Source organism: Marinomonas sp. HM11-D (genome assembly GCF_057626615.1).
The window spans coordinates 237,362-249,656 of the sequence record NZ_JBMMKT010000004.1; the positions used below are offsets into that span (position 1 = coordinate 237,362).

Below are 12,295 nucleotides of genomic sequence, written 5' to 3' on the forward strand. Positions count from 1 at the left end.
CAGACGGCGCATAGCGACGGCTGTCCTTATGCATGCGCTTGTTATGTGATCCGAGTTCACTCACTATAGTTTTTTTATTGCTACAGGAAACATTTGCAAGATTATGAAGTCTCGCTGAGTTGCTTTATGTATGTTGATAGCAATTTTTTAGCTAAGAAGAAAGAATCACTATATATTTTATACATCTTTTCTTGATCATCTTTCAAAGATCCTGTGTGAACTAGCTGTGACCTATAATCATAAAGCTTATAAAAAAGTTGAGAATCTTTTTTACCTAGTAAGCTCTTCACTAAAGATTTACAACTTTTACCAATAGATTGAAATCTCATGGATTCCAGTGTTCTTGTTAACGAAGCTTTTACCTCTGGGTCAAATTCATTTGTTTCATTCATTGATTGCACTAAAAAGTCCAAGGCTCTTAGCTCTTCATTATCTCGACGTGCCTTTTCTGACAAAACCTCGATAACTGTCATTGATAATATTATCTTGCTGACAAGTGAATCTTCGTAGATTGATGTTGTCAATATAGATGAAGCTAATTCAATTTTCCTAAATTGATCATCACAAGTACTGGTATCTTTTAGGTAGTCATAATTATCTCCAAATGTCTCTTCCAAAAGATTTACATCAGAAGGTCCTCTTTCTTCGGTGACGTCACTATTCCAAGGGTGGGATTCTTCTTGAAATAACACTACCCCAAACTTATCACTAAAATGAATCAATGGCCTTTCATAATAGTCATCGAAGAACTTTGCATGATGACCAATAAATGAACTTTCCAGCTCTTTTTGTATATTATCTAAAGCAAATCCAGATACTAAATTTTCAGGGTAGGCTATTCCTATACCCAATTCTGCAAAAGCCATAATCAATATTTGCTCTACTTTTTTAGAAAGCGGCAATATTTCACGATAAATCAAACTTATCTTGTTTCTCAGAACCAAAACGTTCTCTTCTTTCAGAGATTTACCATCATCTGCCTCAATGATATATTGATCAAGAAGCTTCAGTGATTTTTCATCTACTCCTAATGGCTTCGACACCCTAAATCGGATATAGAAATTCCATTTTGTTTTGTCAGGATCCATTTCGCTAACTAAATCAGTAGTATGTTCGGTCACCTTAGCAAGTAATGCTGGTTCTGCAATGTCAAGAAATTCTGAGGAATCATCTTTATTCAAATTCGCAATAAAATTCAAAAACTCACTTGTAATCTCATCGACAGCATCTCTCTCACTGGTCCCATTTTCTTCAACTCTTTTGATAGCCAGGTCAGGGAAAGAATCAACTAAGCGTAGAACACGGTCAACTTCAATTGGTCTTGTGAATGAAACACCAAATATTTCCCCAATATAATCCCCTTTCATGCAAACCTCAAAAACATCTAGTTGGATATATCTACAGATTCAAACAACTTTTAATAAATCGCTAAAAAATTACTTCACTGATTCTTAACACATAAAGCCTTGCTAAACGGCGCGCGTTAGCACGTCCAGTGGAGGCCTTTTTTGGCCGGAACGAGTTTGAGCAATTTGTTAAGCGATTATTCACCGTATTCTAGCCAGATAACACTGTCTAGCTCTGCTAGATTTTTGGCTGGATGCTTAGGGTTCTGAGCTAGCGAGATCCTAAGTTTCTTAGCAAGATCTAAATATGCAGCCCCTTCACTAGAACCTTTCGGCGGCCTGAACTTAATGTCAGACAAATACGCATGGACTGGTTTATTTAGCACTGGATATTTATCTGGAAATGTTAAGCAAAGTATTTCTGATAAGAATGCTCTTCTGGCAGAGTTCTTTAATGAACTAAGACGATCCAATTCACGTACTACCGTGTCGTCCCTATCACCTTCATTCGCATTTAATATCCGAATGAAACTTTCTGAAATCGATTTAAAATCACTTCCTTTTCCTTGCCTCTCCCACCCCAGACCTTGAAGTCTATTTCCGGAATCCCAACTCCAGAAAGATGGCAGCCTCTCATAGAATTCTGATGAGCTAATTTCACCTTTACTACAGCGTAAAAACAGCTTGTGCAAATCTTCCTTTAAGCTCGTATGCGTTGATAATTGCTCTCGTCTAGCTTTTACCTGTCGCTTCGATCCATTTGGTTTTGGTAGACCTAGAGATTTAATCGGTACCTTTTTCTCTCCTTTATTCATTTCTATTTTAGGAGATTGGTCACTTTCCTGATATTCATCCAGCCAGTCTTCAGACACAACAACTGCCCGCTCCTCAATTTCCTTTACCCATGTTACAGCGAGATCAAAGTCTTCCGATGATATCTCTGAAAAAATGTTCGCTTCATAGTTTGTCTCGAAAGCTGCTCTCGTTAAGTTTGATGACCCTATTAGCGAAAAGCACTTCCCTCTGTTACTCTTCCAGAATATAGCCTTTGGATGAAATCCAGATATTTCATCAGCGACCATAAATTGACTTTTCCTCTCTGCAGGTAGCCATTTCATAACATCGTTACAGGCTGATTTTCTGGTAATTCCAAAATCCTTTCCAACAATAACTCTGAAGCTTTTGCAATTATAATTTAGCTCTAAACTACTATCCCATTCCGTCAAATATGCAGTTACTATATAAAGCTCCACAGCTTGCATGAAAGCCTGTCTGTATATATCTCTAATTTCGCTTTGCGAATGAGGGGAGTGCAAAATAAGTTTCATCAGTCAAATACTTCCTTATATTTGGATACACTATCCGCTTAACGCCGCGCTCTGGGGCAAACCGGAGCGCAGCGTAGGTTTGTCCCTAGCAGCGCTTTGTTAGCCATTACGCAGGGTTCGTCTCTCTTCGCTTATTTACTAGCTGAACAAGCTCTTCAAGCATTTCATTTGCCTTAGCAAAATCACCAGGCGGAAACTCAACAAAATCTATATTATAAGCCTCCTTGTATGCTTTTTTTATCGATTCCTCCATCCCTTCCTCCACTAACGCATAATGCGGATGCGAAGCTTTGTAAGTGATGTTTGAGTTTTCTAACATCAGTTGTATGTCCGGATCTGACAGGCTATAACCTAGGAACAACAAGGTGTTTGTCAAAAATAGTGCATCAAGCACCTTGTAAAAATTAGGGTGATTTTGACGTTCTTGAAAATACTGCGAGCGTGTAAGAACTATTTTTGATGGGTCGGTAATGCATCCATGTGCTTTAATGATTTGTCTAACAGGAGATCGCAAGTCTGAAACCAAGTGGGACTCATAGTATTTACAAACATTATATAAACCCTGCTCTTTACCGCTCTTACAATAATTGTCATATATGTCATCATAATTAGTTGTGACTACAATTTTTGGATCTAGATTTAGAACATGTTCGTGAATATCTGAAGCTTGGTATCTAGGCTCCGCCATAACCTCTCTAATGTATGACGCAAAATCTGCGGGATTTATACTTCCGAATAAGACTTCAGCAGCGTCCAAGTATTTTTCTTTTGCAATTAAACTATCAGCTATAGGTTTTGAAGCCTTATCTCTAGCAATAGACTTTATTCCATCAAGAAGAGCGCTCCACGTTGGTGGGCTTTTAGGTGGTGTGTCCTGATTAATACTACCGGCAGAAGCTCCCGCCCCTAAGAAAACGATACATCGGCGTGAAGCCAGTTCTTCAACTAAAGCTCTTGGCCACATATCATTCACCCTGCTCTAAATTGCTCAATAGTCGGGCACAAATTAAGCCTAGAATCTCTTCATACTGATCTCTCTGCTTGCCTTGCGACCCAACTAACCCATCCTTAGATTGAAGATCAAAGAGAGGACAAGAAACTGATTGAGCTAGAGGTATCAGACTATAAAGGTGTGGCACATCGCCAAGAGGCAAGTTATTAATGTCCATATTCTGTGACAGGTAGTTTTTTAGGGACCTCTCAATCTCAATGGGAACATTATCAATTATCTTCTCGTAAGCCTTCGTGGGCCTTCTTACCCCACCTTTAGATTTAGTAATATATTGCTGCATGGTATAGCCAACATACCCACTGGTAATTGAAAGCTCGGAAGAAATACCAAACGCTCCAAGCCTATTAGGTGTGTTTTTCTCACACAGTTGCAACCCATTTTCATATCTATCTACCCATGATGCTAACCAAGCAGAAATATTTCTTATTCCTAGAATACTGAAAATGTCAGTACCCATGGGTGTCATAAACTTATCACACCCTATTAATACGCTTCGATTTATTGAACCAAGACTTGGGCCAAGATCATATAGCACAAAATCGTATCTATCTTTTATTTTATCTCTTAAAAACGTATTCCAATTGGTTTTCCTAATACCACCTAAATCGCCACCTTGAAGGTCATGCCATGCTGCCCCTAGACGATCCTCAATTATTGAGAATGATGGGTGGCCAGGAATCAGATCGACGCCAAATCTATTTTCAGAGCTTTTTATGGGGATTATCTCTTGCGAAATTGTTGAGTCCCCATCCTCAATGGGCTGCAATATCCCACTTATAGTTGATACTTTTTGATCATGGTCATCTGAGAAGTAAAGCCTGGTTGCATATTCCTCGCCCATAATTAATTGGGAGGCATTGCATTGAGGATCACAATCTACAATAAGAACGCGTTTTTTCATTCGCTGTGCAATGAAGGCAGCAACATTACATGTTAATGTCGTCTTTCCAACTCCACCCTTATTATTAAACATTGCTAACGTTATCATCTAAGTTCCTTCGTAACTAAAAATTACTTGTGCAGCCCTAACCCTGGCTAACAATTAAGGGTTATACGGCAGCGTAGCTGCGGCTATAACCCACTGTTGAACGGCTGCGTTGTCTATATAGGGGATTTGCTTTTTTCATGGTAGGACTTCCCTGTTAAATAACTCGCTAAAACCAAAGATCCTCTGGTCTATTTCGCATCAGATCGTCTTTGATCACCGCAATATTGGTTCTTAATGTACCCTTTTTTAGCGTGATTTGACCAGAGAGGCAAGCGATTACCTCAGGCCTTATGACCTGATCTGTTTTATACTCTGATCTCATTATGTGCTAACGCTAACTACCATTGTCCCACGGTAGCATGACACGAAGCCTCTCTGTCACTTTACTCTCTGAGACATCGCCAAGATAAGTAACAGTTCGTTCTCCACAAGCAGGGCATGATTAACTTGACTCCGAACTATCGGGATCAGATGAAAAATCCTCGAAATTTAGGCTTGGCGATTTACATCATGAATGCAGGTTTGGTCGCGGGTGTAACACTTTTCTACAAGACACTGGCTCATTAGCAGCATTCCATGTGTTTGATTCGCGCTGACGTTCGAAGGGAGGAACGACCTGAGATTTGCGCAAGCGAATTGAATTACATGGAATGGGGCCGCAAAGTGGTTTCTGAGTGCCGAATCTAACTATTGGGGTCAGATGAAAAATTCACAAAGCAGATTATGAGCGCCGAAACGGAGATTTAGTAGCCTAGAATTGTCTCCTAGATTGCTGGTTGTTCCCTCGCACAGCGAGGTCGTACAAGTGCGCAAAGCTATCGCTTTGGTCGCGGGTACAACCCGTTGCTACAAAATAGATATTAGCAGCGTTCCATGTGTTTGATTCGCGCTGACGCATCGAGGTACGAAGACAATGCGCAAGCGAATTGAATACATGGAATGGAGCAGAATAGTGGTTTCTGAGTGCAAAAACTGAGATTTATTAGCCTAGATATATTGCCTAGAATGCAGGTTATTCCCTCGCGTAGCGAGGTCCTACAAGAGGTTTGGTCGCGGAACGGAGTCCGCTCGTACGAGGGGGATTGCAGCCTAGGGAGATTGCCTAGGCTGCGGACTTTTCCCTCGCAAAGCGAGGTCCTACAAATGCCTTATACGTTGCGAGGCTCTACATGTTAAGGGAGATGTCCCAGTCTTTCCAGACGACTTCGCGGCCTTGGGCGCGGATGGCATTGGCGATTTCGGTGACGCTGCGTTCGTCGCTGACTTCAAATTGCTCTAGGGCTTCTTTGGCATCGTCGGCGTAGCCGCCCGGTTGGGTTTTCGATTCGGCGCTCATGGTGGTGAAGCCCATGCGTGCGGCGTGGTTACGAAACTCCGGTGATTCGCGGGTGGAGAGGCTCATTTCCAAGTCTGCATCGAAGAGTCGCCATGCGGCGATCAGTTGTACCAGTTCGAGATCGGAGATCACGGATTTCGGTACGATGCCACCAGCACAGGGGCGAATACGCGGGAAGGCAACACTAAAGCGTGAACGCCAGTAGCGTTTTTGCAGGTGTCTTAGGTGGTGCGCCATCATGATGGAGTCGGTGCGCCAGTCGTCCAATCCTAGCAAGACGCCTAAACCGATTTTATGCACCTTGGCTTGGCCAATACGATCCGGCGCATCCAAGCGGTAGTTAAAGTCGGACTTGTTGCCTCGCAAGTGATGCTCAAGGTAAGTACTGCGGCGGTAGGTTTCTTGGTAGACCAAGACGCCATCGAGGCCGAGTTCTTTGAGTTGCGCATATTCTTCCATTTCCAGCGGCTGCACTTCCATAGAAAGCTGGCTAAAAGCGGGCTTAAACAGAGGCAACATGCGCTCGAAGTAAGGCATGGAGACTTTCTTGGTTTCGCCAGTCACCAGCAAGATATGGTCAAAGCCCTTTTGCTTGATGGCGGCGATTTCACGCTCGATCTGCGCTTCGTCCAAGGTCAAACGCTTGATGGCGTTGCTCATGGAAAAGCCACAGTAGGTGCATTCGTTGGCGCAGGTATTGGACAGATACAAAGGCGCAAACAAGCTCACTGTTTTACCAAAACGCTGCAATGTCAGGCGCTCGCTCTCTGCCACCATCTCATTGATAAATGGCTTGGCGGCTGGGGAGATCAAGGCAGCAAAGTCATTGATATCACGCTTAGGCTTGGCCAGCGCACGACGCACATCTGCTTCGGTGGCGTTTTGATGCTGAGCGCTGGTGGCGTCCCAATTTAGCGCTTCTAATGTTGCGCTAAATTGGCCTGCTACCGCTGGGCTTTGGTGCAAGACTCGTATGGCGCCACTCATGATAGCTCCTTGAGGAACTCGGTAAATGGGCTAGACGCTTCTGCGGTTTGCTGCACTTTACCGGTACCAGACTCATAGGCCATACGCCCTGCTTCCACCGCCAGTTTAAAGGCTTTACCCATTATTTCAGGTTGGCTCGCGACCGCCATGGCGGTGTTGACCAAGACCGCATCGGCACCGGCTTCTAACGCCGCCGCTGCATGAGACGGTGCGCCAATGCCCGCATCGACAATCACCGGTACATTGCTTTGCTCAATAATGATGTCGAGGAACGGCTTAGAGGCCAAACCTTGGTTAGAGCCAATCGGTGCGCCAAGGGGCATCACACATTGTGCGCCGACTTCTTCCAAGCGTTTGCACAACACAGGATCTGCGTGGATATAAGGCATCACAACAAAGCCTTGACGCACTAGCTCTTCGACCGCTTTTAAGGTCTCGATCGGATCAGGCATCAGGTAACGTTGATCTGGGTGGATTTCTATCTTAACCCAGTTGGTTTCCAAGGCCTCGCGCGCCAATTGTGCGGCGTAGATGGCTTCTTTGGCATCGCGGGCACCAGAAGTATTTGGCAATAGCTTTACCCCCAGTTGCTGCAAGGGTTTTAGGATATTGTCGGAGCCTGCTTTTAAATCCATACGGCGCAAGGATAAGGTGGTCATTTCACTGCCACTGGCCAAGATGGAGGCAATCATCTGCTCTTGGTTGGCATACTTGCCAGTACCGGTGAATAAGCGCGATGAAAAGGTATGACCTGCAATCGTTAATGACATATTACCCCCCGGCAATGGATTCAAAGATATCGATACGGTCGTTGTCTTTTAATAGACAATCCGACCACATACTGCGAGGCACCACTTGTTGATTCACTGCCACCGCGACCCGTTGTTCAGCACCAACATAGTTCTCTAATAACGCTGATAAGGTGTTGTGTTCAGACTGAACTGGCTCATCATTCACATACAACTGCATTGGCATCTCCTTGAACGTCATTAATCACCGCTTTGAGTAGAGCTTGCGTCGCAGCTTTTGGATCGTCCGCACGGGTAATCGCGGTCACCAAGGCTATCGAATCTACGCCTGTCGCTTTTACTTTTGGTAAGCGTTCTGCATTGATGCCACCAATGGCCACGGTTGGGTAAGCGCCATTGATCAGCTCCACATATTGGCCTAAACGGGTTAAGCCCTGTGGCTGAGACGGCATATCCTTAGTCACGGTTGGGAATATATGGCCGAGGGCGATATAACTTGGCTTGAGGTTAAAAGCACGCATGATTTCAAAGTAGCCATGGGTACTGATGCCAAGACGTAAGCCTGCCTGTTGAATCGCCGAAAGATCGGCCACTTCAATGTCTTCTTGACCTAAATGCACACCGTAAGCACCCAGTTCAATCGCTAGTTGCCAGTAGTCATTGATAAAGACTTGCGCGCCATGTTGCTCGCCTAAGGCAATGGCTTGCTGGATCTTATTCCTTAGATCCTTGTCGTTAGCATCTTTGATACGCAATTGCGTGGTGGTCACGCCCTGCTCTAACACCAACGCCAGCCATTCCACCGTATCCACGACGGGATAAAGGGTAAACAGCTCTTTGCGAATCGGGCTAAACTCGGCACCTTTGGCAATTACATGGTCATCGGCAAAGCTAGTGCTCGGGAACCAAGTGCGATCTTCCGGCCAACCCGCCCCAGCAGCACGTGCTTGTTGTGTTAACCAAGCCAACGCCAAGGTCATGGCATCTAAATGTTCGTAGCCCTGCTCAATAAAACACGCCAGCGCGACGGCAAGGTCGTTTTGGTTTATCTTGGTCAGCTTATCAGCCTGAAAATATGCAATGCGTTGCCCCGGTAGCTGAACCGTGACTTGATTGTCTTGGTCATCTTTTTGACACAGGGCTTGATAAACACTGCTTGAGGCATCTAGCTCAGTGACAAACTGCCATGTTTCCGTCGTCGTGGTCAGCGTTAATCCGCCCTGACGGGTTTCAATATGACACGGGTGTTGAACTTCATCCGTTGTGGAGTGAAGCACTCGACACCCAAGGTGTCGAGTGTTGTCCAAAACAGATGATTTAAACCCAGCGTCTCGAAACGCTATTTGTTTAACATCTGTTGTGGTCATTTACTGTTCCGTCTCTAGCTCGTCTTCAGAACGTTTATCGGTTTTCTTCTTGTCAGTCGCTAGCTTGTCTGTCGTTAAGTAGACATCGCTGCCTAGCTCCTTGAACTGCTCCGACATTTGCTGCATGCCTGCTTCTGCCGTTACGTCCACCGCTTCGATCTTCTCAAGGCCTGCGGCGTAGTCACGTACTTCTTGAGTGATCTTCATCGAACAGAATTTTGGACCACACATAGAACAGAAATGCGCCACTTTACCCGATGCTTGCGGTAGGGTTTCATCGTGGTAAGAGCGTGCTGTGACTGGGTCTAGTGACAAGTTGAATTGATCTTCCCAACGGAATTCAAAACGGGCTTTTGACAAGGCGTTGTCACGTACTTGGGCACCTGGGTGACCTTTGGCCAAGTCCGCCGCGTGGGCAGCGATCTTGTAAGTGATCAGACCTTGCTTCACGTCTTCTTTGTTCGGTAGACCCAAGTGTTCTTTTGGTGTCACGTAACACAACATGGCACAGCCGTACCAACCGATTTGCGCGGCACCGATACCTGAAGTGATGTGGTCGTAACCCGGTGCGATGTCTTGTGTTAGGGGGCCTAAGGTGTAGAACGGTGCTTCATGGCAGTGCTCAAGTTGCAGATCCATGTTCTCTTTGATCAGCTGCATTGGCACGTGGCCTGGGCCTTCGATCATCACCTGAACATCGTAGTCCCATGCAATTTTCGTTAGCTCACCTAGAGTGCGAAGCTCTGACAATTGCGCTTCGTCGTTGGCATCCATGATCGAACCTGGACGTAGACCGTCACCTAGGGAAAGCGCCACATCGTAGGCCGCACAGATTTCACAGATTTCTTTGAAACGGGTGTAAAGGAAGTTTTCTTCGTGGTGCGCTAGACACCATTTCGCCATGATGGAACCACCGCGAGACACGATGCCGGTTAGGCGTTTCGCTGTCATAGGCACGTAACGTAGTAGGACACCACAGTGGATGGTGAAGTAGTCCACGCCCTGCTCCGCTTGCTCAATCAGAGTATCGCGGAACACTTCCCAGTTTAGGTCTTCGGCCACGCCGTCCACTTTTTCTAGTGCTTGGTAAATCGGTACCGTACCGATTGGCACTGGCGAGTTACGTAGGATCCATTCACGAGTTTCGTGGATGTTTTTGCCAGTCGACAAATCCATTACGGTGTCCGCGCCCCAGCGTGTTGACCATACCAGCTTCTCGACTTCTTCTTCGATCGAAGACGTTAGCGCCGAGTTACCAATGTTGGCATTGACCTTCACTAGGAAGTTACGGCCGATGATCATTGGCTCGGTTTCTGGGTGGTTGATGTTGTTAGGGATGATGGCGCGGCCTTCGGCAACTTCTTTACGCACGAATTCTGGCGTGATTTCCGTTTGAATATTGGCACCGAAGCTGTGGCCTGGGTGTTGTTTTAGCAACAGCTCAGATTTAATCGCTTGCAGGTTTTGGTTCTCACGGATGGCAATGTATTCCATCTCAGGTGTGATGATGCCTTGGCGCGCGTAATGCATTTGCGTCACGCATTGACCCGCTTTGGCTTTACGTACCGTTGGTAGGTGCTTAAAACGTAGCTCGTCTAGCTCGTTATTTGCTAAACGCTCTTGAGCGAAGTTTGAGCTTACGCCTTCTAGCACTTCGGTATCGTTACGAGCTTCGATCCATTGCTGACGTAGTGCTTTAAGGCCCACGTGTACGTCGATGTTTTCTGCTGGATCCGCGTATGGACCCGCTGTGTCGTACACGTAAATTGGCTCGTTTGGCTCAAAGGTTAGGTTTTCAGGATCTGAACCAATCGGCGTGTCGGTTAGGTTGATCTGACGCATTGGCACTTGGATCGAGGCATCAGAGCCTTGTACGTAAATACGCTCAGACGACGGAAATGGCGTCGCTTGCAAAGACTCGATAAAGGCTTTGGCTTCTAGACGGGCTTTTTCACGTGTTTTTTTGTTTGGCTTTGGAATGTTGGTCGACATAAGCAGATTCCCATTATGTTTGTATTTGGAAAAAATGCTTGTCAGGAGGTCACGTACTTCCACGTACGCGCGGTTGTTCTAATCCTATCGCACAAGGTTCGTGCTTGGGAAAAACAACGCTATTTCAGCAGAAAAGAAATGATGCTTTCTTGTTCCCTTCGCAGGTATTAGCCTGATCAGGTTCTGCGGATCCCGCATTAAAATGCGATCTCAGCCAATTAAGGCACTCCGACAAGTTGCGCATCAGTATACGCGTTTGTTTGTTGCTGTAAACAAGCAAACGCGAAATGGCTAGATTAAGGAATTACTCTTCGTTCATCGCCAGTGCTTGTTTGTACAAGGCGTTTTTCTTCTCGCCAGTGATTTCAGCGGCTAAGGCTGCAGCTTGCTTTACTGGTAATTCTTTCAGCAGAATCTTTAGAATTTTAATGGCTTCACCGTTGTCTTCTTCCTGTGCAGGTAAAGACACCATCATCACGAATTCACCGCGAGTTTGGTTGCTATCGTCTTCTAAAATGCGCTTAATTTCTGAAACCGAGCCTGACAGGAAGGTTTCAAACGTCTTGGTTAATTCGCGCGCCAAGGCCACTTGAGCTTGCTCACCCCATACCGCTTCTAGATCTTCTAAACAGTCTAAAATACGGTGGGTTGACTCGTAGAACACCACAGTACCAAGGCTTGGTGTCCAGCTCGACATTTCATCACGACGAGATTTACTTTTTGCTGGCAAAAAGCCAACAAAGCTAAAACGATCGGTCGGCAGTCCCGAGGCACAAAGGGCGGTAATCAAGGCAGACGGGCCTGGAACGGGAACTACTTTGTGGCCTTCTTGACGTAAGAAGTTCACCACATGGTAACCAGGATCAGAGATCAAGGGCGTGCCCGCATCAGAGATCAAAGCAACGTTTTTACCGTCACTTAACAAGGAAGCAATGTAGGAAGCTTTATCGCGCTCATTGTGGTCATGTAGAGCAAACAGTTTGGTGTCGATACCAAAATGATTCATTAAACGTTTGCTATGACGGGTGTCTTCCGCGGCGATAAAGTCAACTTCTTGTAAAACTCGTTTTGCACGATCCGTAAAATCATCTAGATTGCCAATTGGGGTCGCTACAATGTAGAAGGTTCCTCTCACATCATTATCAGACTGTGTTACCATGATTCCTCTTTTATAGGCTTAAGTATTGCGT

Annotated in this window: 10 protein-coding genes and 1 riboswitch; all 10 genes read right to left on the bottom strand. The window is 45.5% G+C overall.

Annotation, left to right across the window (positions count from 1 at the left end; translation table 11 throughout):
* Positions 1-101: 101 nt before the first annotated feature.
* Complete coding sequence (locus ACOSVP_RS07870) at positions 102-1,367, bottom strand: hypothetical protein (RefSeq protein ID WP_487346948.1); 1,266 nt, start codon at positions 1,365-1,367, stop codon at positions 102-104.
* Positions 1,368-1,543: 176 nt separating this feature from the next.
* The gene (locus ACOSVP_RS07875) at positions 1,544-2,674 is read right to left on the bottom strand and encodes a phospholipase D family protein (protein WP_487346949.1); all 1,131 of its coding nucleotides are present in this window, start codon (positions 2,672-2,674) and stop codon (positions 1,544-1,546) included.
* A 106-nt stretch (positions 2,675-2,780) separates the two neighbouring features.
* A complete protein-coding gene (locus ACOSVP_RS07880; protein ID WP_487346950.1) occupies positions 2,781-3,638 on the bottom strand; it encodes an SIR2 family protein in 858 nt (285 codons plus the stop codon).
* Position 3,639: 1 nt separating this feature from the next.
* Complete coding sequence (locus tag ACOSVP_RS07885; protein WP_487346951.1) at positions 3,640-4,674, bottom strand: ParA family protein; 1,035 nt, start codon at positions 4,672-4,674, stop codon at positions 3,640-3,642.
* 1,165 nt (positions 4,675-5,839) lie between these two features.
* Positions 5,840-6,997 carry a 2-iminoacetate synthase ThiH gene (thiH, locus tag ACOSVP_RS07890; protein WP_487346952.1) on the bottom strand — a complete coding sequence of 386 codons (1,158 nt, stop codon included), beginning with the start codon at positions 6,995-6,997 and terminating at the stop codon, positions 5,840-5,842.
* Positions 6,994-7,767: a thiazole synthase gene (locus tag ACOSVP_RS07895; protein WP_487346953.1), complete on the bottom strand. Its 774-nt coding sequence runs from the start codon at positions 7,765-7,767 to the stop codon at positions 6,994-6,996. The genes thiH and ACOSVP_RS07895 overlap by 4 nt, the downstream gene beginning before the upstream one ends.
* 1 nt (position 7,768) lies before the next feature.
* Positions 7,769-7,966 (bottom strand): sulfur carrier protein ThiS, encoded by a 198-nt coding sequence (gene thiS, locus ACOSVP_RS07900; protein ID WP_199460741.1) that lies wholly within the window; start codon positions 7,964-7,966, stop codon positions 7,769-7,771.
* Positions 7,947-9,113 carry a thiamine phosphate synthase gene (gene thiE / locus ACOSVP_RS07905; protein WP_487346954.1) on the bottom strand — a complete coding sequence of 389 codons (1,167 nt, stop codon included), beginning with the start codon at positions 9,111-9,113 and terminating at the stop codon, positions 7,947-7,949. The genes thiS and thiE overlap by 20 nt, the downstream gene beginning before the upstream one ends.
* Complete coding sequence (thiC, locus tag ACOSVP_RS07910; protein WP_487346955.1) at positions 9,114-11,105, bottom strand: phosphomethylpyrimidine synthase ThiC; 1,992 nt, start codon at positions 11,103-11,105, stop codon at positions 9,114-9,116.
* A 136-nt stretch (positions 11,106-11,241) separates the two neighbouring features.
* Positions 11,242-11,346: riboswitch (TPP riboswitch) on the bottom strand.
* A 63-nt stretch (positions 11,347-11,409) separates the two neighbouring features.
* Positions 11,410-12,264, bottom strand: coding sequence for a 16S rRNA (cytidine(1402)-2'-O)-methyltransferase (gene rsmI / locus ACOSVP_RS07915; protein WP_487346956.1), 855 nt, complete (start codon positions 12,262-12,264; stop codon positions 11,410-11,412).
* Positions 12,265-12,295: the final 31 nt, after the last annotated feature.